Source organism: Hahella sp. NS-SX17 (assembly GCF_057367735.1).
This window is the reverse complement of sequence record NZ_CM170632.1, coordinates 6,497,919-6,517,500: the sequence shown is the minus strand read 5'-3', so window position 1 is coordinate 6,517,500 and position 19,582 is coordinate 6,497,919. Positions and strand designations below refer to the sequence as shown.

The following is a 19,582-nucleotide window of genomic DNA, read 5'->3' as shown; positions in this document are numbered from 1 at the left end:
GACATCGTACGGTTAGTGTAAAGGCATAAGCGCGCTTAACTGCGAGACAAACACGTCGAGCAGGTACGAAAGTAGGTCTTAGTGATCCGGTGGTTCTGTATGGAAGGGCCATCGCTCAACGGATAAAAGGTACTCCGGGGATAACAGGCTGATACCGCCCAAGAGTTCACATCGACGGCGGTGTTTGGCACCTCGATGTCGGCTCATCACATCCTGGGGCTGAAGCCGGTCCCAAGGGTATGGCTGTTCGCCATTTAAAGTGGTACGCGAGCTGGGTTTAGAACGTCGTGAGACAGTTCGGTCCCTATCTGCCGTGGACGTTGGAGATTTGAGGAGAGTTGCTCCTAGTACGAGAGGACCGGAGTGAACGAACCGCTGGTGTTCGGGTTGTGATGCCAATCGCATTGCCCGGTAGCTACGTTCGGACGGGATAACCGCTGAAAGCATCTAAGCGGGAAGCCCCCTTCAAGATAAGATCTCCCTGAGGACTTGATCCTCCTAAAGGGCCCTTGTAGACCACGAGGTTGATAGGCTGGGTGTGTAAGCGCTGCGAGGCGTTGAGCTAACCAGTACTAATTGCCCGAGAGGCTTGACCATATAACACCGAAGTAATTTACCGGTATTGATTGAGTATAACTGCTTATCCAAGTTAAAGGTCTTCTGACCAAGCGCCAACTAGACAAGCTAGAACTAAGACAAAGCTTAACAGTTTTGCCTGATGATCATAGCGGACTGGAACCACCTGATCCCATTCCGAACTCAGAAGTGAAACAGTCCAGCGCCGATGGTAGTGTGGATTCCCATGCAAGAGTAGGTCGTCGTCAGGCTCTTAATACGAAGAACCCGTCCTTATGGCGGGTTTTTTTATGCCTGTCATTTAGCCCAGGCCGAAACATAAGCTCGCTCCAGGCCCTTCTCTCCCTGTCATCACTCACTCTTATCGCTCAGTGCTCAGCGTCTGAATAAGCTTCACCTGCCCTTAATGCGACAAGTGAAGCAGGGTCGAGAAGGAGATGCCTATCCCTTGCTCTGTACCGGACGGAATGGGTAAACCCAGCTGGTGAAAGCTTGTACGCTGCGAGTTTGTATCCATACCTTGCCCTTGCCGCTGAAACGGCAGACAAAGCCTTCGCCGGAGAAGAACAGGGATTTATAGCCGCCTACTTTGGTTATGCTGTATTCCAGCCCTTCCGTAAACGCAACGATATTTCCGGTGTCCACAACATAGTCGCCATCCACATCCAGCATAATCATGCCGCCGTAAGTGTTGAACCAGAGGTCGCCATCGCCGCTACAGCGAATAAGGAAGAGGCTTTCGCCCAGGCTGGACTCGTCCGCAAACATTAGGGAGGTGCACGGTGTCGAGTCGCCCTGTCCACGTACTGTCGTCGTAAACACTTGGTCGCTAGCCCAGATCGGGCTGTGATCGCGCAAAGAGGGATATAGTGTTCAAGCCAGAGATTACACGACAGTTATGACTTCTATCTGAACGCGTTGGCGGATCGGGTGAAAAGCACTCTGGAGGAGGAATTACTGCTGATGCGGTCAGGGGACTTGGAGTGGTCCCGGACGATGGTCGATGAGTCCGTTGATATTTATAGCCGGGAGCGGCCTCATCTAGCCCTGAAATACAAAACGCCCGATACGGTGTATCGGGCGTTTTGAGGCGAAATAGATGTCAACCTATTCCAAGTCTAGGCACATTATCGCTTAGCTTTTTCTACGGCGAGCTAAAAGGCCTGCCAATCCAAGGCCCATGAGCGCTAAGCTGGTGGGCTCTGGAACTGCAGAGGCTACAACAATGTGGTCTTTTTCTGTAGCGACACGGCCGCCGTCAACAGTGGCATAGATGTCAAAATCGTGAGTTCCTGGAGTCGTGCCAGTAAATGTGACTTCAAACTCGTAAGTTGCAGCACTATCACGAGTGAATGATCCAGTGTATACGCCAGGAGATACGGACACCATGCCAGGAGGTGCGTCAGAAATATCAAGCGCTACTTCAGAGTATGTGGATATAGCATCGGAAATCGCTTCGTTGATAGTGTCAACCAGTGAGGAGGTATTGATGCCTGCATGGTAGGTGCCGCCAGTTGCCGCTGTAATACGGCTGGCTTGTCCGGTGCCGTCCAAACAATAGCCTGAACTGCAGCTGGATGCGACGTCGATTGCTTCCACTTGAATGCTTGCCGCCTGGAGGGCTGCAGTGGCGCTGGCTTCAGTTGACCCCAGAGACGGGTCGTGGCCTGTTGCGTCACCGAACCAAAGAAGAATGCGCTCGGCATTTGGGCGCCATGAAACAGTGCTTGCTACTTGTTCGAGAGCGTAGATATTTGCTTCTGGGAAGTCGCTCCCCCCTCTTGCCGTCCAGTCGTTGATTGCGGCTTGCGTCACAGAAGTGTCTGCAGTGATATCTGTGAGTGTGCGGTAAGTGAAAGCATCACGTGTATCACGGTAACCACCAACACCGAAATTGATATCCCCAAAGCCAGTTGCAGTGCTTAGTATTGAGCTCGCGGCTGCTTTTACGGCCGCTATGTCTCTGCCCATACTGCCTGTTTCGTCCATCAAGAAGAATACATCTACTTTGGAAGTAGTGGCTTTCGCGTCGATGGTGACGGTTTTAGTGATTGTCACGCTCTCGCCAACACCTAGTGTTGCTGAGTAGGAAGAGGGTGAAATAGAGTCCGCCATTGCCGAGAGGGGCAGTAGCGCAGTAAGTGCGAAAGAGCACGCTAGTTTTTTCATCGTTAACTCCTGATGTCGGTTATAGCTTGTGGATTTATATCTAGTAATAACTCGGGGCCTAGTAAGCACAAACCTAGCCATCATTGTTAAAATGTTAATGGAGATAATGACTTAATTTTGGGTTGTCTGATTTGTCGCTTGTTGAAACCTGTAAACCCGTTGGACATAGGAAGAGAAAGTATTCTCGGTAAAGATGTTAGCGGATAATCTTAATGGCTTAATTCTATGTGGGTGGGGGTCGGGTTTGGACTAGGTCATAATGCTCTGGTTTTATTTGCTACAGAAGGTTTTTCAAGGGATTCTGCATTAAAAAGCATTTTCTTATCTCTATTCATTATAACAATGAGAGCAACAGGAAAGGCTGACAAAGTGTAAAGTCTTTGAACGCTGCATGATTTTTCTCATAGAACCTACAAGGAGGGGCGGGAATGCGGTTCAGGTATCCTTCCTGTGACATACTTATAGTCGTGATTGTTTATATCAAGGCGCATAAGATTTTCCATAATGGCGGATGTCTATAGAAAGAAGTAGGAGAGTCGTGATGAGTAACGGACATTTGGTGATATTTGATACGACCTTGCGCGACGGAGAGCAAAGCCCTGGCGCGTCCATGACTAAGAATGAGAAATTGCGTATCGCCAAAGCTCTGGAAAAGATGAAAGTGGATGTCATTGAGGCGGGCTTTGCTATCGCTAGCCCTGGAGATTTTGAGTCGGTTAAAGCGATTGCTGAGTCTGTCAGTAATTCCACCGTATGTAGTTTGGCGAGAGCGCTGGACAAAGATATTGATCGTGCAGCAGAAGCATTGAAGCCAGCCAGGTCAGCTCGAATTCATACGTTCATCGCCACTTCTCCGATTCACATGAAATACAAGTTGCAGATGCAGCCTGATCAAGTCGTAGAGCAGGCGGTCAGCGCAGTTAAGCGTGCAAGGAAGTATACCGGTGATGTTGAGTTCTCGTGCGAAGATGCTGGGCGCTCCGATATTGATTTTCTTTGTAGAATTATAGAGGCGGCGATTACTGCCGGAGCGAAAACAATCAACATCCCTGATACAGTGGGTTATGCGATTCCCCAGCAATTTGGGGAGACGATTAAAACCTTGCTGGAAAAAATTCCCAATGCAGATAAAGCGATATTCTCCGTGCATTGCCATAATGACCTCGGGCTGGCGGTATCGAATTCTTTGGCGGCGGTGATGAATGGCGCCCGCCAGGTCGAATGCACTATTAACGGGCTGGGCGAGAGGGCCGGTAATGCTGCACTCGAAGAGATTGTTATGGCGGTGAGAACTCGCAGGGATCTTTTTGACGTTGAAACTCGTCTGGATACACAGTTTATTGTGCCGACCTCGCGCTTGGTTTCGACAATTACGGGGTTCCCGGTGCAGCCTAATAAAGCGATAGTCGGCGCTAATGCTTTTGCACACGAATCAGGTATTCATCAGGATGGCGTGCTGAAGCATCGAGAAACCTATGAGATTATGCAGGCGCAAGACGTAGGGTGGCGCACTAACAGTCTGGTTTTGGGTAAGCACTCTGGTCGTAACGCCTTTCGTTCCAGGCTGCATGAGCTTGGTTATGAATTTGAATCAGAAACAGCATTGAACGAAGCTTTTGCGCGTTTCAAGGATTTGGCGGATAAGAAGCACGAAATTTTCGACGAAGACCTTCAGGCATTGGTAAGCGCCGTTGAGTTGTCCGAAGATAATGAAGTTTATAAGTTGGTCTGCATGTCCGTTTGTAGTGAAACCGGAGTGACTCCGGTTGCCAAAGTCACGCTGATGATAAACGGAGATGAGCGTACAGCTTCAGCGGAGGGTGGTGGGCCTGTCGACGCTACTTATCGGGCTATAGAAGTAATCGCATCTTCTGGAGCGAGCTTGCAACTTTATTCGGTCAACAGCATTACCAGTGGCACGGACTCCCTGGGAGAGGTGACGGTACGCTTGGAGCGTGGAGGCCGAATTGTCAATGGTGTTGGAGCAGACACGGATATAGTAATCGCTTCGGCGAAGGCGTATGTAAATGCCTTGAACTTGATTTTTTCAGATAAAAGGAAGCGGCATCCGCAGAGCGACGTATAGCTTCTGCGTGTAAATTTATGAGTATATTGTACGAAAACGACCGGCAGACATATTTAACCGAGATCGGCGTTGCGGTGTGGTATGCGCGCCGTCCATTGGCCAATGCCGCCCCTTCAGCTTTATTTGAGTTTGATGAGACGGCCGAGCAGATTGTGCCGGCGGCCTCTGAGCGGTTTGAAAAAAGACCTGAGCCACCAAAAACGCCATCCTTGAAAAGCACTCAACAGGTAGCGGCTCTTCGTCAGGCGATGTCTACCATTGCCCAGCCTGAACCGGTGAAGCAGAAAGGAGCGCTAAAGCAAGATAAGCAGGAGCCTTCTTCAAAACCTGCTCTGATAGAGGCTTCCTCTACAGCTATAGAAAAGCTGCGTGTAATGAGTGTTAAGTGGGACGGTGTCGGCTTGTTGGCGTTGGCAAAGAGTGAGGACGAAATAACGCCTGATACGGCCAGGGGGCGGCTTTTATCTAATATTGCTCTGGCTGTTGGCTCAGGAGAGAAATGGAAAGAGGGGTGTAACTTTTTTTCCTGGCCGCCGTTTGAGCGTAAAGGGCTGCCGATGCAAGATGACGCCATGTTGGTCAAACTGTTAGCGCGCTGGTCAGAAGTTGGTAGTCTGAAGCATTGCATTCTATTCTGTGATGCAGAAATTGCAGTGGCTTTGGGCGCTTTGGACCCTGTTTGGATAGGAGATAGACTTCTGCAATTGCCGTCCCTGGATGACATGCTTCAGAACCCATCTATCAAAAAAAACGTGTGGCGTAAGCTTCGTCAGTATCTGTACTCCAATGATTGATCAAAAATCCAGCCTTGCTTTCAGGTTAATGACCGAAGCGGACTTACCCTTAGTCTTAATTAATGAACGTGGGGCTTATTCTCACCCATGGACAGAAGGTGTTTTTAAAGAGTGCCTGACAGGGACCTCTGAATGCTGGGTAGCTATGTATGAGGAAGAGCTGATTGGGCATGCGGTGACATCTATGGTTATAGACGAGGCGCACTTACTCAACCTATGCGTGGCGCGCGCACTGCAAGGAAATGGCTTGGGAGCGACCTTTATGACGTTTCTGTTGGAGCGTTTTCGTGCGCAAAATATGGTTGAGCTATTCTTGGAGGTGCGCGCGAGCAATGTTGTAGCCGTGCAGCTCTACAGAAAGTTGGGCTTTAAGGAAATTGGTTATCGAAAGGCCTATTACCCTGCTTCTGGTGGGCGCGAAGACGCCATTGTAATGTCGATGAAATTGAGTTGCGAAAAGTAAGCTGTGGAATATTGGCGCACTGATTCTCTACCTGTAGCTGTTGAATTAGGGTTATGGGGGGTAGTGCTTAGTTGTATTGCTCTGCTATGGGTCAGGCGTTGTATTTCGCTTTTGCGGAAAGATAATACGTTACAGCATATATTCTGGGGATGCGCGTTGGCTCTTGGGCTGTTTTGGCGTCTCAGAATTGATGTTGACATCGGAGTATCTCTTCACTTTCTTCTCCTAAGTGCGTTAACTCTGATTTTGGATTGGGAGTTGGCGATACTTGCGGGTTTTATTGGTCTGTCGCTACTCGCGTTCCAAGGCGCTACTCCCTGGTTATTGATCCCCTTGAATTTTTTTGGGGCAGTATTCATTCCTGTTATGGTGACCAAATGGGTTGTGGGTATGGAAAGGAGGTCGGGTGGGAAGTTGTTCTTTGCTTACCCTCTGGTGAACGGATTCTTGGGAGGTGGGCTGTCTATAGTCGCCAGTGTTCTGTTTGGTATGACGATCTGCTGGCTTGGAGGTGGCGAGTGGAGTCAGGACCACTCTTTAATGTTCGCCTACCTCCCTTTGATAGCCTTGCCGGAAGGAGTGATCAACGGGATGCTGGCGACGGGCATGATGGTGTACTTTCCACACTTGCTTAGGACCTTTGATTCCAGTCGCTATCAATAGCTTTTGACACTCTGTCTACAGCGCTATAATGTTCGCCCTCAATTCGCCAGATGTTCAAGGTTTGTCATGGGACTTCGTGAAGAAATCAAACGCCGTCGTACATTCGCCATTATCTCTCACCCTGATGCGGGTAAAACCACTATTACTGAGAAGGTGCTTCTTCACGGCGGCGCGCTGCAGAAAGCCGGTACGGTAAAAGGTAAAAAGTCTGGGCAATTCGCGAAGTCCGACTGGATGGAGATGGAAAAGGAGCGGGGGATCTCCGTGACGACTTCCGTCATGCAGTTTCCCTATGGCGACTCTTTGGTAAACCTACTTGATACGCCAGGCCACGAAGACTTCTCTGAAGATACCTATCGTACGTTGACAGCCGTTGACTCCTGTCTGATGGTCATAGATAGCGCTAAAGGGGTGGAGGAGCGCACTATCAAGCTGATGGAGGTTACACGTTTGCGTGATACGCCAATCATTACCTTCATGAATAAGCTCGATCGTGATATCCGTGACCCCATGGAGTTATTGGACGAAGTTGAGGACGTGCTGAAAATTAAGTGCGCCCCGATTTCATGGCCCATCGGGATGGGAAAAGGGTTTAAAGGCGTTTACCACCTGCTGAGAGACGAAATCATTCTATATCAAACAGGCAAAGGACATACCTTGCAGGATGGACGCACCGTTAAAGGATTGAACAACCCCGAGCTGGACCAGATACTCGGTTCGGATGCGGAGGGCTTGCGTAGTGAAATTGAGCTGTTGCAGGGCGCTTCCCATGAGTTTGATCAGCAGGCCTTTCTGGTGGGCGAGTTGACGCCGGTATTCTTTGGTACGGCGTTAGGTAACTTTGGCGTTGACCATATGCTGGATGGCTTAGTTGCATGGGCTCCTTCGCCGCAGTCTAGAGAAACCGACAAGCGTGTAGTTGAGGCGGAAGATGAGAAATTCTCCGGCTTTGTTTTCAAGATTCAGGCGAACATGGACCCTCTGCATCGTGATCGAATTGCGTTCTTAAGAGTGTGCTCCGGACGTTATGAGCAGGGCATGAAGATAAAGCACGTACGTCTGGGTAAGGACGTTCGTATCGCGGATGCGCTGACATTCATGGCGGGAGACCGAGCCAGGGCGGAGGAAGCCTTCGCTGGCGATATCATTGGTTTACATAATCACGGCACCATTCAGATTGGCGACACCTTCAGCGAAGGTGAAGATATTAAGTTTAGCGGCATACCCAACTTTGCTCCGGAACTTTTCCGTCGTATACGTCTCAAGGACCCTCTGAAATCCAAGCAGCTTCAGAAAGGTCTGATTCAGTTGTCGGAAGAAGGGGCCGTACAGGTATTTCGGCCGCTCAATAACAACGATTTGATTGTTGGGGCGGTAGGTATGCTTCAGTTTGATGTGGTGGTGCATCGGCTTAAGTCTGAATACAAAGTAGATGCGGTCTATGAGCCGGTTAATGTTTCCACTGCACGGTGGGTTGACGCTAAAGACTCGAGAAAGCTGGAAGAGTTCAAGCGGAAGGTATCCGAAAACTTGTCTCTCGATGGCGGTGACAACTTAACTTATCTGGCGCCGACAAATGTTAATTTACAGCTTGCGATTGAGCGTTACCCCGATGTTCAGTTCCGGAAGACTCGAGAGCATTAAGAGGGGGGGGGGCGATGGCGACTTTTATAGACAGCCATTGCCACTTTGATTTTCCCGAGTTCGATTGCGATAGGGATGCTGTGTTGCACAACGCTTGTAAGCTGGGCGTTAAACAGATCATCGTGCCGTCAATTGGTGTTCATAACTGGGAGCGTACGTTTGAGTTAGCCGGGCAATTTGAAATGCTCAGTTATGCGTTGGGGATTCACCCGTTATATCTGCATCAGCACTCTGTTGATCATTTGGACGAATTGGCTGACAAGGTGCGCTTACAGCGCGCTAATGTCTTAGCGATAGGGGAATGTGGGCTTGATGTGACAGCGGGTATCGACCTCAGCGTTCAACAGTGCTTTTTGCGTGAACAGCTGCGTATGGCTAAGGAGTGTGATCTTCCCGTGATTCTGCACTCTCGAAAGACGCACAGCCTGGTTGCTAAGTCTGTCAGGGAGATTGGCGTTCGGCGGGGGGTTGTGCATGCTTTTTCTGGAAGCTACGAAGAGGGGATGCAGTTTATAAAACTAGGGCTTAAGTTAGGGGTTGGTGGCGTCATTACTTATGAAAGGGCGCAAAAAACCAGAAGAGCCGTATCCAGGCTTCCATTGGAGTCCATGGTGCTGGAAACCGATGCGCCGGATATGCCGTTGTGCGGCCGGCAAGGAATGCGCAACTCGCCCGAGCTTGTTCCCCAGGTATTCAGGGCGTTGTGTATGTTGAGGAAAGAATCACCGGAGCGGATCTCCGATGCGGTTCTTCGAAATACAATTCAGACATTCTCCTTCCCAGAGCTTGAGAAATAACCGTAGTGAGTTTGTTGTGCGTAATTAATTGGATTTAGAGTAGCAATTGAACAGGAAGTGCAATATAATCCTGCGCCCGGATTTGCAATAGATATGGGACTTTGGCGAAGCCCCGAAGCCAAGGTTCCGAAAAGTCAGAACGTCGTTGTAATTTCCCTTCGTAGGGAATGCGCAGCGTGCGTTTTATTTGGATTAATCAGCCGAGAATTTAAGAGTAAGGCGGGATTTAAATGAAAACGATCAGCGCTAAGCCAGAAACCGTAAAGCGTGACTGGTATGTTATAGACGCGACCGACAAGACGCTTGGACGTCTTTCAACCGAAATCGCCCGTCGCTTGAGGGGCAAGCACAAAGCGGAATATACCCCTCACGTTGACACAGGGGATTACATTGTTGTGGTAAACGCAGAGAAAGTGCGTGTTACTGGCAACAAAGCTCAAGACAAAATGTACTATCGCCACACAGGCTATCCTGGCGGCTTGAAAGAAATGTCTTTCGACAAGCTGATCCAACATGCTCCTGAGCGTGTTATCGAAACAGCTGTTAAAGGCATGATGCCGCGCAATCCTTTAGGTCGTGCGATGCTGAAAAAGCTCAAGGTATATGCTTCGGCTGAACACCCGCATACCGCTCAGCAACCGATTGAACTGAAAATTTAAGGAAGGTGGATATGTCTGTTACTCAATACTACGGTACAGGTCGTCGTAAAACTTCGACTGCTCGCGTCTTCCTGAGACCCGGTAGCGGAAAAATTACTGTGAACCAGACTGATCTGGATTCTTATTTTGGTCGTGAAACCGCTCGTATGGTTGTGCGTCAGCCATTGGAGCTGTTGGATGCTATCGGTAACTTTGATGTATTTGTTACTGTTAAAGGCGGTGGTCCTTCTGGTCAGGCTGGCGCTATTCGTCACGGCATCACCCGTGCGCTGATTCAGTACGATGAAGCAAACCGTTCGCCGTTGCGTAAGGCCGGTTATGTTACTCGCGACGCTCGTGAAGTTGAGCGTAAGAAAGTGGGTCTGCGTAAAGCGCGTAAGCGTCCGCAATTCTCCAAGCGTTAATCAATACGCTTTCAATAAAAAGCCCGGTAATCCGGGCTTTTTTGTTTCCGCTGAAACAACGGTGAAGGCCGTCCGACAGATATTTAACTTGGATCAATATTGTTGATACAAGGCCGCGCCGCACGCGCGTCGTCCTTGTATCGATAAGGCATTTTAATTAGTATGTCAGCCGGATTTTACGCCTGAAGAAATAAGAGCATAATGGCCTGTTTTTGGCCTCAAATTGCTGCCTGATGGGAGAAACCTAGTATGACGAAAGACGACGTGAATAAGAGCCGCCGTCGTTTTCTGGTGGGAGCAACCTCGGTCGTTGGAGGTATCGGCGCCATCGGCGCAGCCGTGCCTTTTGTCGCTTCCTGGAACCCAAGCGCTAAAGCGAAAGCTGCTGGTGCGCCTGTTAAGGTCAATATCAGTAAGCTTGAACCTGGTCAACAGATGACCGTTGAATGGCGGGGCAAGCCTGTCTGGGTGGTGCGGAGAACGCCGGAAATGCTGAAGGGGTTGGATGCAATTGCGGGAAATTTGCAGGATCCGCAATCTGAAAAACCGCAACAGCCCGTTTATGCTCAAAATCCCCACCGCTCCATCAAAGATGAATACGTCATACTGGTAGGAATTTGTACGCATTTGGGTTGTTCGCCAAAGTTTTTACCAGAAGTTATTCCTGATGAAACCGTTGGCGGTTTTTACTGTCCTTGTCATGGCAGCAAGTTCGACTTGGCGGGAAGGGTCTTTAAAGATGTCCCTGCTCCCAAGAATCTTGAAGTGCCTCCCCACATGTATGTTGATGACGTGAACCTCATCGTAGGTGAAGACAAGGAGAACGCATAATGCAGAAGCTTATCCAGTGGATCGACGATCGCTTGCCTGTCGTCGATGCCTTCGAAAAGCACATGAGCAAGTACTATGCGCCTAAAAACTTTAACGTATGGTATTTCTTTGGCTCGCTGTCTTTGGTTGTTCTGGTTAATCAGTTACTCACGGGTATTTGGTTAACAATGAGCTATAACCCCTCCGCTGAAGGCGCGTTTGCTTCAGTAGAGTATATTATGCGTGATGTCGAGTTTGGCTGGCTGATTCGGTTGATGCACTCGACTGGCGCTTCTGCGTTTTTTGTTGTCGTTTATCTGCACATGTTCCGAGGGCTCTTGTACGGTTCTTACAAAAAGCCTCGTGAGCTGGTTTGGATATTTGGCATGACCATCTATCTGTGTCTGATGGCGGAAGCGTTCTTGGGCTACTTGTTGCCTTGGGGGCAAATGTCATACTGGGGGGCGCAGGTTATCGTTTCTTTGTTCGGAGCCATACCCTATGTAGGCGAAGATTTGGCGCAGTGGATTCGGGGCGATTATCTCATATCGGGCATCACTCTTAACCGATTCTTTGCCTTGCATGTCATCGCTTTGCCAATAGTATTGCTTGGTTTGGTGGTTCTGCATATTTTGGCGTTACATGAGGTGGGCTCCAATAACCCAGATGGCGTTGAGATTAAAAAGAACAAGGATGAAAATGGTATTCCTAAAGATGGAATCCCCTTTCACCCCTACTATACGGTGCATGACATCGTAGCTTTGATAGTTTTCTTGTTTGTGTTCTGTGTAGTTGTATTCTATTTCCCAGAAATGAATGGCTACTTCCTTGAAAAGCCTAACTTTGAGCCAGCAAACCCGCTGAAAACGCCGGAGCATATTGCGCCTGTATGGTACTTCACGCCTTTTTACGCGATGCTTCGGGCAATTACATATCCGCTGTTTGGCGTGGATGCGAAATTCTGGGGTGTCGTCGTTATGGGGGCTGCAATCGCAATCCTGTTTGTGTTGCCTTGGCTGGATCGTAGCCCTGTGAAGTCTATTCGTTATAAGGGGACGATGAGCAAAGTTGCACTTTTTGTGCTTGTCGTCAGCTTCGTGATTTTGGGTGTTTGTGGAGTCTTGCCGGCTAATGAGCAGCCAAGTTGGCTTGCGCCTCTATGTACAGGCTTATATTTCGCTTACTTCCTATTGATGCCTTGGTATACCAGAGCAGAAAAGACTAAACCTGTACCAGAGAGGGTGACTCACTAATGAAAAGCATACTCAAAGTTCTGCTTCTCTCGTGCGTGACGTCTCTTGCATACGCGGCTGGCGGTGGAGATGTTCACTTAGATCACGTTGATGTCGACATTCGCGATAAGCCCTCTTTGCAAAGGGGCGCTGCGTTGTTCACTAACTACTGTATGGGTTGTCATTCCTTAAAATACTCTCGTTATGAACGTGTGGCGGATGATATTGGTATTCCTCATAATCTTTATGAAGAAAATCTGATTTTCGGAGATGCGAAAATTGGGCAGCTGATGGAAATCGCAATGGCTCCATCTATGGCGCAGGGCTGGTTTGGCGCTCCGCCGCCAGACTTGACGCTGGTTTCGAGGTTGCGTGGCCCTGATTGGTTGTATAGCTACTTGCGTGGTTTCTACAAGGACGAATCCCGGCCTTGGGGAGTAAACAATGTTGTGTTCAAGGATGTTGGTATGCCTCACGTTTTGGTTGATCTGCAAGGGCTGTGTGCAGATAAGCCAGAATTGGGTACTAAGGCTGGTATTGATCCGTTGAGTGGAGTTGTTGTTGGCGCTCCTGGATGTAAGTCATATGCAACGACCGGTAGCATGGAGCCGCAAGAATATGACTCGGCGATTCGCGATATGGTTAACTTTCTGGCCTATGTGGGAGAGCCCTCTAGATTGGAAAGTGAAGATATCGCTCCATACGTACTGTTGTTCCTGGTGATTCTGTTCGTACCTGCATACCTCCTCAACAGAGAATATTGGAAAGACGTTCACTAGTCTTTTCGTGTATAATGTTCGACCTTGGATAAAAGCTCCAGCATCGGTTTCCCGGTGCTGGAATTTTTCTTTTATGAATAATCTGAGTTGCAAGCGACCGAGGTAATTCTATGGGAGTCGTGACCAAACGGTCATCAATGACATTTTTTTCTGATCCGCAGAGCCACTACAGTCATAGAGTTCGTATTGTTCTGGCTGAGAAAGGGGTGGCGGTAGACATCATCGATGTTGATCCTGATGATAAGCCTGCGGAGATTGCCGATCTAAATCCTTATAACACGCTGCCAACATTGGTGGATCGTGAGCTGTCGCTGTACGAACCAAACATTATGATGGAGTATTTGGATGAGCGTTTCCCTCATCCTCCGCTATTGCCGGTATATCCGGTCGCGCGGGCGCAGAGCCGTTTGTTGATGCACAGAATCCAGAAAGACTGGTGTAGTCTGGCGGATACGGTCCTGCAAGGTAAGTCGGATACAGCTGGAGTTGAAGAAGCGCGCAAGCAGCTTCGCGAAAGCTTGATAGCGGCGGCCCCCATCTTTTCAGAGAAGCCTTACTTCATGAGCGAAGAGTTTACAATTGTAGACTGTTGCGTTGCTCCGCTGTTGTGGCGCTTGAAGCTCATGAAGATCGAGCTTCCCGAAAAGCCAGCTAAACCGCTGATTAAGTACATGGACCGCCTATTCTCGCGTGAGTCCTTCAAAGCTAGCCTGTCCGATATCGAACAGGAAATGTTTAGCTGATATATCTACAGGAAATGTTTAGCTGATATATCTAATTGGAGGGGGCTTGTGTTGCCCCCTTAAGCTCTAATTGAATTGGCATACCAATGACCCCCAGTCGTCCCTACTTATTGCGAGCTCTGAATGAGTGGATTCTTGATAACCATCTGACGCCTTACGTGGTTGTCGATGCTTCGCTTCAAGGTGTAGATGTGCCGCGTGACTTTGTGAGTAACGGTCAGATCGTGCTTAACATTAGTCCGCAGGCTGTGCGTGGTTTGAATATAGGCAATGACTATCTTGAGTTTAGCGCTCGTTTTGGTGGGGTGCCGCGTCAGGTGTCCGTCCCTGTAATGGCTGTGTTGGCGGTATATGCGAAGGAAAATGGGCAGGGCATGGTGTTTGGTTCCGAGCCAGGTGGAGCGCCTGAGCCGCCTAGCAATAAAGGTAAGCCGGGAACTTCTCCGGCGCCGTCACCGAAAGGTGGGGGGAGAGATGGTTCCAAGCCGAGCCTGAAGATCGTCAAATAAGCGATTGGAGTATGAAAAGCCGGATGAGTGGTGTGGCCAGTCATCCGGCTTTTTTGTTTGTGTCAATCGATAGGGCCAAAAATCTCGCGATCGATGTAGTCGCATAGGCTATGGATTGTCAGTAGGTGTACCTCTTGTATGCGAGCAGTGGAGGTAACGGGAACTCGGATCTCAACATCTTCGGCTTGGAGTAGTGAGGCCATGTTGCCGCCGTCTTTACCCGTCAAAGCAACTACTCTCATGCCTCTGTCGTGGGCGGCCTGTATTGCTTGAATTATATTTGCGGAGTTGCCGCTTGTGGAAATAGCCAAAAGCACGTCGCCTTCTGAGCCTAAAGCCCGTATCTGCTTGGAGAACACTTCGTTGTAGCTGTAGTCGTTAGCGATGGAGGTAAGGGTTGATGTGTCGGTTGTCAGGGCGATTGCGGGCAGGCTGGGGCGTTCTCGCTCAAAGCGGTTTAGCAGTTCTGAGGAGAAGTGTTGTGAGTCTCCGGCGGAGCCTCCATTACCACAGCAAAGAATTTTGTGATCGCTAAGAAGGGCGTGGACCATCAGCTGGCCTGCTGCATCAATCAGGGGAGGGAGCGATTGGGCGGAGACTTGCTTCGCTTTAATGCTTTCTTCGAAGAGGTAGATGATGCGTTCAATACTGTTCATAAATAAATCCGGAGTTAGCGATAGTCTTTGCTGGTGTGAAAATAGCAATGTCGGATGTCACCAACAGCTAAATGCGTCTGGTATCCAGTGAAAGCCTGTGTTTAATTCAAGGTTGCCCACGATAACATCAAAACGGCATGGCGTGTTTGTTAAACCTTTCTTCTGAAGGTAGGTGCTGGCGGCGAGAATAATGCGTTGCTGCTTCTTCTTGGTGATCGACTCGGCGGCGCTTCCGAACTTATCGCTGCTGCGATGACGCACCTCAATAAAAACCAGGTATTCGCCATGTCGGGCGATAAGGTCGATTTCTCCCCCCTTGCAGCGAAAATTACGCCCAACGATCGTAAAACCTTGGGTGCGAGCAAATTTCTCCGCTTGGCTTTCTGCGGCGCGGCCGATATCAATGGATCTGATCAGGCGCTTGAGAGGCATTACTGGGATGCCTGCTCTGGGCTGTTTAGTTCTGCCTTCGCAACCCCTCTTTCAAATATGGCCCATTCCAGAATGCGGCGTATTTGCTGGGCGTCATTCATAAACAGGTTGCCTGTCGTTCCTTGTATTTGGCTATCAGGGAACTGACGCAGCAGGCTGAGTCGCGGAGCGATGGTGTAAGCGTCTGCGCCCATTGCATACAGTCTCTCATAGCGCGTAGTGTCAGCAACGTAGCGGATATCCTGTTTTAACGGCAGGGATTGGCTCAATAGCCAGGGCGTTTCTGTAAAGTGAATGCCATTCAAATCGTGGTCTTTGTCTGGTTGCGGGACGCCGCCATATATCTGTGATGTGGCGTATACTGGCAGATCGCTCGCATAGTGGAAAAGCAGTAAGGGCTTTAACTGCCTCGCGACATAGGGCGTTGAGATCATAATGATCGCGTCTATATCTTGCCTGCGACGCGGCTCATACTGAAACTTGCCTGCGGCGTTCCTCAGTTTTCTGGCTCTTTGCTTGCTCTCGTTGATCTTTAGTAAGTGAGCGATTCCGTCAGAATAGTTTTCTCCCTCCACATATTTGTATGGAATAGGCAGGGGGAGGTTGGCGGTCGCGTACTCTCTGTCGAGCACGCTGGCGAGTTTGATCGCCCAGGGGGCGTCTGGGTAAATTACTGCAACACCGCGTTTTCCTTCCGACATTAGCTTCCTGGCAATCTGGCGCACCTCGTCTTCGGCGGCCAGCCCGTATTGATACATGCCGGGCGGCGGGGTGACGCCTTCGTCCAAGTAGTTCAACGCCAGGACGGGAGGGCTAAGCTCAGGGAAGCCGGCGAGCTGGGCGACGGCTTCCTTTTCCAGTGGGCCAATGATCAGGTCGTAGCCTTCCAGCTGCAGGGAGAGGTAAAGGTCTGCGACGTTTTCGATGGCTCCGGAGTCAATGATCTGTATTTCCGGCCCTTGGCCGTCGCTTTCGCTGCTGTTGATGTCTTGATAATAAGCTGCCAGAAAGCCGTCTCGAATAGCTTCTCCGGCTTTGGCCAGGTTGCCGCTTAGTGGGGCCAATAGAGCAATTTTGCTCGGCCGTTCGTTGGGAAGCTCCGCCAGCATTTTAAGTTCGGCGGGAAGTCTTTTGGCTGCCAGGTGGTCGGTCCATTGCTGGCGCCAGCTTTTCAGAGCGACTAGCTGCATTTCCAGGCTGAACTGGTTCTGGCGTACGGCGGTGATCAGTTCAAGCCATCCTCTCCAGTCATAATCCTGTGCGGTTTCCAATGCGCGACTGAGTTCCAGGCTGGGAGTGGCGCGGAGTGCATTCCAGACACTGTCCAGCACTCGCCAATATTCTTCACCTGTATAGAGGCCGGAGGCGTAAACCAAAAGCTGGGCTGCGTCCAGAGAGGAACCTGTCGCAATAAGCGCCTTGGCGTGCAATTCGTTGGCGCGTAACTGGATGTCCACCGGGCGGCTGGCGAAGGCTCCGGATGGAGCGGCGTTGAAGTATGCAAGAGCCTGGTCCGGGCGGTTCTGCTCCAAGGCTAGAGTGGCGCCAAGAATAATAAACTGCTCCATCTGAGGTAGAGTCAGAGTGGTGGAGTTTATGGACTCCGCCACTTTTTGCGCATTTGCGTAGTCGCCTTTTGCGAGGTAAATGTCCAAGGCCTTGAGTATGTGGTTGGCCTTTTCTGGAGGGAGGGCGCTTTCGGCCAGCTGAAGTTCTCGCTCCGCTTCATCTCTAGAGGTTGCGTTTTGTGCGCTAGAGTCGCCGCCTTTGACGGGTAAGCCCTCGCATCCGCTGAGTAAGGATAGAAATAGTGCTAAAAGCAGGGCGTGAAATGGATAGTAATGTTTTCGCTGCATGCGCTTACCAGAGAGCAATAGTTATAAGTCAGGCCGGATTTATGGTTAACTTAGGCCGGCCGCGGCGGTTATTTGTTGGCGGCGATATGCGAGAAGCCGTGCGTAAATACAAAAACAGCAGCCATTCTAGCAAAGGCCAAGGTTGGGGTGGAAATTTCAGTGATTAATAAGATGAAAGAATTATGAGCGAAGCGAAGGGCGTTTTATACATAGTGGCGACGCCGATTGGAAATTTAGAGGATATGACTCCCAGAGCCATTGCCATACTGAAGTCGGTGGATCTGATTGCGGCGGAAGATACCCGGCATAGCGGTAAGTTACTGAGCCATTTTGGCGTTGATGCGTCGATGACCTCTTTGCATCAGTTCAATGAAGAGGCCAAAACCGAGCGCTTATTGTCGGAATTGGCGGCCGGGAAATCTATTGCCTTGATATCAGACGCTGGCACCCCGCTCATATCGGACCCTGGTTTTCCTCTGGTGAGGGCGACCAGAGAGGCTGGCTTTGTGGTTACTCCCGTTCCGGGCCCGTGTGCATTGGTGGCGGCTTTGTCTGCGTCCGGCATGCCGAGTGAGAGGTTTGTTTTCGAGGGCTTCTTGCCTGCTAAAGGCTCTGGTCGGCGCAGTCGGTTGCAAGAACTCTCAGATGAGACGCGTACGATGGTGTTTTATGAGTCGCCTCATCGGATCATGGCGATGATGGAGGACCTGGACGCTGTAATGGGAGGTGATCGGGAGGTGGTGATCGCCAGAGAGCTGACCAAAACCTTTGAGACAATAAAGGCGGGTAGCGTTCATGAGGTTCAAACCTGGATGCAGGCGGATGGGAATCAGCAGCGCGGTGAGTTTGTCGTGGTGGTGAAAGGTGGGCGCAAAGAGCAGGGCGATTCTGTGGAAGTCAAAGTGTCGCAACTGCTGCAGGCGTTGCTCAAAGAGTTGCCTGTTAAAAAGGCGGCGGCGCTGGCGTCTTCATTGACGGGAGTGGGTAAGAACGAGCTTTATCAGCAGGCGCTGGCTTTAAAAGACGATTAAGTTCGCGACTTCTTTGGAAGCATCTCGGCGCAAAGCTTGTGTCGGAAGAGGGAAATCGCTAATCTTGCCGCCAGAGCTTGTTAGGCAGTCGCTGTTTCGCATCTATTATTAGGTGCGGGATGGAGGAAAGTCCGGGCTCCACAGGGCGAAGTGCCAGGTAACGCCTGGGCGGCGCGAGCCGACGGAAAGTGCAACAGAAAGTATACCGCCTAAGTTTGCTTCGGCAGAACGGTAAGGTTGAAATGGTGCGGTAAGAGCGCACCGCATGGCTGGCAACAGTCCATGGCGATGGAAAACCCCACTCGGAGCAAGACCAAATAGGGATCCAATGGCGTGGCCCACGCTGGATCCGGGTAGGTCGCTAGAGGTGCATGGCGACATGCATCCCAGATGAATGACTGTCCACGACAGAACCCGGCTTACAGACAAGCTCTTCTTTTCTCTTTTTAACCCTGAACTCTTATATTTAAGTGTTTCAGGGTTAACTCCTCTTAACAGTAAAGCTGTGCGGCCATTAATTGGGCGTGTACATGCCTCGTTTTATTTATCGCGACTCTCTTTATAGCTAAATATTCTTAGATGCGAGCTTGTATCTAAAGAAATTCTTCTAGCGCTTTGATTGCAAAGCTATTTTTGTCTGAAATCTGTCTATTTTTTCCCCTTTTTTTCTGTAACTACTTGTCTTTTAAGAGGAATTTATTGGCCTATCCGTAACTTAATCATCTTGAAATGTTGCCTTCCGCTTTCTATAGTGTGTAAAAGTGGGTAAAAGTGGATGATTGTGGTTTTTTGTGGCGAAAACCTTCTGAGATGGGCGAATAAGTGTTTAGAGGGGTCAATGCGATCAACATGGATTCAAAGGGGCGCTTTGCTATGCCTACGCGCTACCGGGATCGTATTGCCGAAATAAGCAACAACCAAATGATCGCCACCATTGACACACAAGAGCGCTGCCTACTGATTTATCCGCTGCCGGAGTGGGAGCAGATTGAAAGCCAAATTGCAGCGCTTCCAGCATATAACCCGGCGACCCGGCGCATTCAGCGACTTTTGCTGGGCCACGCCACTGAACTGGAAATTGATGGTGCGGGACGCGTTTTGTTGTCCCAGCCGCTACGTGATTACGCATATCTGGATAAGAAATTGATTCTATTGGGGCAGGGTAAGAAGTTTGAGTTGTGGGACGAAGATTACTGGACGAAGCGGCGTGATGAATATCTGGATGAGGATGCGCTTGGCCAGGATGTTCCCGAAGAATTGATGAACATCGCGTTATAAC

General features: G+C 49.9%; 20 protein-coding genes, 2 rRNA genes, 1 other RNA gene and 1 pseudogene (1 of these 24 running past the window's edge). 19 read left to right on the top strand and 5 right to left on the bottom strand.

The window, feature by feature from the left end; genetic code table 11:
• Both AC2IBB_RS29155 and rrf read left to right on the top strand, forming a co-directional pair.
• Window positions 1–597: ribosomal RNA gene (locus AC2IBB_RS29155) — 23S ribosomal RNA — on the top strand (it extends 2,294 nt beyond the left edge of the window).
• Between the two features lie 117 nt (window positions 598–714).
• Window positions 715–827, top strand: a 5S ribosomal RNA gene (gene rrf / locus AC2IBB_RS29150).
• Between the two features lie 190 nt (window positions 828–1,017).
• Here rrf and AC2IBB_RS29145 read toward each other — a convergent pair.
• On the bottom strand, window positions 1,018–1,344 hold the full coding sequence (locus AC2IBB_RS29145) for a TIGR00266 family protein (protein ID WP_486330177.1): 327 nt from the start codon (window positions 1,342–1,344) through the stop codon (window positions 1,018–1,020).
• 123 nt (window positions 1,345–1,467) lie between these two features.
• Here AC2IBB_RS29145 and AC2IBB_RS29140 point away from each other — a divergent pair.
• Window positions 1,468–1,665, top strand: a pseudogene (locus AC2IBB_RS29140) (integrase core domain-containing protein); the annotation flags it as partial.
• Between the two features lie 45 nt (window positions 1,666–1,710).
• Here AC2IBB_RS29140 and AC2IBB_RS29135 read toward each other — a convergent pair.
• Window positions 1,711–2,745 (bottom strand): PEP-CTERM sorting domain-containing protein, encoded by a 1,035-nt coding sequence (locus AC2IBB_RS29135; protein WP_486330176.1) that lies wholly within the window; start codon window positions 2,743–2,745, stop codon window positions 1,711–1,713.
• A gap of 541 nt (window positions 2,746–3,286) precedes the next feature.
• On the opposite strand from AC2IBB_RS29135, the gene AC2IBB_RS29130 reads away from it, so the two are divergent.
• The 13 genes from AC2IBB_RS29130 to AC2IBB_RS29070 all read left to right on the top strand — a co-directional run bounded on the left by AC2IBB_RS29130 (window position 3,287) and on the right by AC2IBB_RS29070 (window position 14,328).
• Window positions 3,287–4,831: a 2-isopropylmalate synthase gene (locus tag AC2IBB_RS29130; RefSeq protein ID WP_486330175.1), complete on the top strand. Its 1,545-nt coding sequence runs from the start codon at window positions 3,287–3,289 to the stop codon at window positions 4,829–4,831.
• Window positions 4,832–4,848: 17 nt separating this feature from the next.
• Window positions 4,849–5,625: a hypothetical protein gene (locus AC2IBB_RS29125; RefSeq protein ID WP_486330174.1), complete on the top strand. Its 777-nt coding sequence runs from the start codon at window positions 4,849–4,851 to the stop codon at window positions 5,623–5,625.
• Window positions 5,618–6,088 carry a ribosomal protein S18-alanine N-acetyltransferase gene (gene rimI / locus AC2IBB_RS29120; RefSeq protein ID WP_486330173.1) on the top strand — a complete coding sequence of 157 codons (471 nt, stop codon included), beginning with the start codon at window positions 5,618–5,620 and terminating at the stop codon, window positions 6,086–6,088. Before AC2IBB_RS29125 ends, rimI begins: the two co-directional genes overlap by 8 nt.
• 3 nt (window positions 6,089–6,091) lie before the next feature.
• On the top strand, window positions 6,092–6,751 hold the full coding sequence (locus tag AC2IBB_RS29115; RefSeq protein WP_486330172.1) for an energy-coupling factor ABC transporter permease: 660 nt from the start codon (window positions 6,092–6,094) through the stop codon (window positions 6,749–6,751).
• 66 nt (window positions 6,752–6,817) lie between these two features.
• Window positions 6,818–8,395, top strand: coding sequence for a peptide chain release factor 3 (gene prfC / locus AC2IBB_RS29110; RefSeq protein WP_486330171.1), 1,578 nt, complete (start codon window positions 6,818–6,820; stop codon window positions 8,393–8,395).
• 14 nt (window positions 8,396–8,409) lie between these two features.
• Window positions 8,410–9,192 (top strand): TatD family hydrolase, encoded by a 783-nt coding sequence (locus tag AC2IBB_RS29105; protein WP_486330170.1) that lies wholly within the window; start codon window positions 8,410–8,412, stop codon window positions 9,190–9,192.
• 230 nt (window positions 9,193–9,422) lie between these two features.
• The gene (rplM, locus tag AC2IBB_RS29100; RefSeq protein ID WP_011399611.1) at window positions 9,423–9,851 is read left to right on the top strand and encodes a 50S ribosomal protein L13; all 429 of its coding nucleotides are present in this window, start codon (window positions 9,423–9,425) and stop codon (window positions 9,849–9,851) included.
• An 11-nt stretch (window positions 9,852–9,862) separates the two neighbouring features.
• Complete coding sequence (gene rpsI, locus AC2IBB_RS29095; protein WP_486330169.1) at window positions 9,863–10,255, top strand: 30S ribosomal protein S9; 393 nt, start codon at window positions 9,863–9,865, stop codon at window positions 10,253–10,255.
• A 249-nt stretch (window positions 10,256–10,504) separates the two neighbouring features.
• Window positions 10,505–11,086 (top strand): ubiquinol-cytochrome c reductase iron-sulfur subunit, encoded by a 582-nt coding sequence (petA, locus tag AC2IBB_RS29090; protein WP_486330168.1) that lies wholly within the window; start codon window positions 10,505–10,507, stop codon window positions 11,084–11,086.
• Entirely contained in the window at window positions 11,086–12,318 is a 1,233-nt protein-coding gene (locus AC2IBB_RS29085) for a cytochrome b (RefSeq protein WP_486330167.1), read from the top strand. Before petA ends, AC2IBB_RS29085 begins: the two co-directional genes overlap by 1 nt.
• Entirely contained in the window at window positions 12,318–13,076 is a 759-nt protein-coding gene (locus AC2IBB_RS29080; protein WP_486330166.1) for a cytochrome c1, read from the top strand. The genes AC2IBB_RS29085 and AC2IBB_RS29080 overlap by 1 nt, the downstream gene beginning before the upstream one ends.
• Before the next feature lie 110 nt (window positions 13,077–13,186).
• Complete coding sequence (locus tag AC2IBB_RS29075) at window positions 13,187–13,819, top strand: glutathione S-transferase N-terminal domain-containing protein (RefSeq protein ID WP_486330165.1); 633 nt, start codon at window positions 13,187–13,189, stop codon at window positions 13,817–13,819.
• Between the two features lie 86 nt (window positions 13,820–13,905).
• The gene (locus AC2IBB_RS29070) at window positions 13,906–14,328 is read left to right on the top strand and encodes a ClpXP protease specificity-enhancing factor (RefSeq protein ID WP_486330164.1); all 423 of its coding nucleotides are present in this window, start codon (window positions 13,906–13,908) and stop codon (window positions 14,326–14,328) included.
• A 62-nt stretch (window positions 14,329–14,390) separates the two neighbouring features.
• Here AC2IBB_RS29070 and AC2IBB_RS29065 read toward each other — a convergent pair whose 3' ends face one another.
• From AC2IBB_RS29065 to AC2IBB_RS29055, 3 genes are read right to left on the bottom strand one after another with little or no spacing between them, the layout of a single operon-like run.
• Complete coding sequence (locus AC2IBB_RS29065; protein ID WP_486330163.1) at window positions 14,391–14,984, bottom strand: phosphoheptose isomerase; 594 nt, start codon at window positions 14,982–14,984, stop codon at window positions 14,391–14,393.
• 57 nt (window positions 14,985–15,041) lie between these two features.
• Window positions 15,042–15,416 carry a YraN family protein gene (locus AC2IBB_RS29060; protein ID WP_486330162.1) on the bottom strand — a complete coding sequence of 125 codons (375 nt, stop codon included), beginning with the start codon at window positions 15,414–15,416 and terminating at the stop codon, window positions 15,042–15,044.
• Window positions 15,416–17,272 (bottom strand): penicillin-binding protein activator, encoded by a 1,857-nt coding sequence (locus tag AC2IBB_RS29055; RefSeq protein WP_486330161.1) that lies wholly within the window; start codon window positions 17,270–17,272, stop codon window positions 15,416–15,418. The genes AC2IBB_RS29060 and AC2IBB_RS29055 overlap by 1 nt, the downstream gene beginning before the upstream one ends.
• Window positions 17,273–17,454: 182 nt before the next feature.
• Here AC2IBB_RS29055 and rsmI point away from each other — a divergent pair, with 182 nt between their 5' ends.
• The 3 genes from rsmI to mraZ all read left to right on the top strand — a co-directional run bounded on the left by rsmI (window position 17,455) and on the right by mraZ (window position 19,581).
• Window positions 17,455–18,303: a 16S rRNA (cytidine(1402)-2'-O)-methyltransferase gene (gene rsmI / locus AC2IBB_RS29050; RefSeq protein WP_486330160.1), complete on the top strand. Its 849-nt coding sequence runs from the start codon at window positions 17,455–17,457 to the stop codon at window positions 18,301–18,303.
• A gap of 72 nt (window positions 18,304–18,375) precedes the next feature.
• Window positions 18,376–18,741: RNase P RNA component class A (gene rnpB, locus AC2IBB_RS29045), an RNA gene on the top strand.
• A gap of 435 nt (window positions 18,742–19,176) precedes the next feature.
• Window positions 19,177–19,581, top strand: coding sequence for a division/cell wall cluster transcriptional repressor MraZ (mraZ, locus tag AC2IBB_RS29040; RefSeq protein ID WP_486330159.1), 405 nt, complete (start codon window positions 19,177–19,179; stop codon window positions 19,579–19,581).
• Window position 19,582 lies beyond the last annotated feature (1 nt).

Coding starts and splice junctions, on each gene's coding strand:
- AC2IBB_RS29070 (WP_486330164.1), top strand. CDS start 13,906: ATGACCCCCAGTCGTCCCTACTTATTGCGAGCTCTGAATGAGTGGATT.
- AC2IBB_RS29055 (WP_486330161.1), bottom strand. CDS start 17,272: ATGCAGCGAAAACATTACTATCCATTTCACGCCCTGCTTTTAGCACTA.
- AC2IBB_RS29135 (WP_486330176.1), bottom strand. CDS start 2,745: ATGAAAAAACTAGCGTGCTCTTTCGCACTTACTGCGCTACTGCCCCTC.
- AC2IBB_RS29145 (WP_486330177.1), bottom strand. CDS start 1,344: ATGTTTGCGGACGAGTCCAGCCTGGGCGAAAGCCTCTTCCTTATTCGC.
- rpsI (WP_486330169.1), top strand. CDS start 9,863: ATGTCTGTTACTCAATACTACGGTACAGGTCGTCGTAAAACTTCGACT.
- AC2IBB_RS29085 (WP_486330167.1), top strand. CDS start 11,086: ATGCAGAAGCTTATCCAGTGGATCGACGATCGCTTGCCTGTCGTCGAT.
- prfC (WP_486330171.1), top strand. CDS start 6,818: ATGGGACTTCGTGAAGAAATCAAACGCCGTCGTACATTCGCCATTATC.
- AC2IBB_RS29125 (WP_486330174.1), top strand. CDS start 4,849: ATGAGTATATTGTACGAAAACGACCGGCAGACATATTTAACCGAGATC.
- rsmI (WP_486330160.1), top strand. CDS start 17,455: ATGAGCGAAGCGAAGGGCGTTTTATACATAGTGGCGACGCCGATTGGA.
- AC2IBB_RS29130 (WP_486330175.1), top strand. CDS start 3,287: ATGAGTAACGGACATTTGGTGATATTTGATACGACCTTGCGCGACGGA.
- AC2IBB_RS29080 (WP_486330166.1), top strand. CDS start 12,318: ATGAAAAGCATACTCAAAGTTCTGCTTCTCTCGTGCGTGACGTCTCTT.
- AC2IBB_RS29060 (WP_486330162.1), bottom strand. CDS start 15,416: ATGCCTCTCAAGCGCCTGATCAGATCCATTGATATCGGCCGCGCCGCA.
- mraZ (WP_486330159.1), top strand. CDS start 19,177: ATGCCTACGCGCTACCGGGATCGTATTGCCGAAATAAGCAACAACCAA.
- AC2IBB_RS29105 (WP_486330170.1), top strand. CDS start 8,410: ATGGCGACTTTTATAGACAGCCATTGCCACTTTGATTTTCCCGAGTTC.
- rimI (WP_486330173.1), top strand. CDS start 5,618: ATGATTGATCAAAAATCCAGCCTTGCTTTCAGGTTAATGACCGAAGCG.
- AC2IBB_RS29075 (WP_486330165.1), top strand. CDS start 13,187: ATGGGAGTCGTGACCAAACGGTCATCAATGACATTTTTTTCTGATCCG.
- rplM (WP_011399611.1), top strand. CDS start 9,423: ATGAAAACGATCAGCGCTAAGCCAGAAACCGTAAAGCGTGACTGGTAT.
- petA (WP_486330168.1), top strand. CDS start 10,505: ATGACGAAAGACGACGTGAATAAGAGCCGCCGTCGTTTTCTGGTGGGA.
- AC2IBB_RS29065 (WP_486330163.1), bottom strand. CDS start 14,984: ATGAACAGTATTGAACGCATCATCTACCTCTTCGAAGAAAGCATTAAA.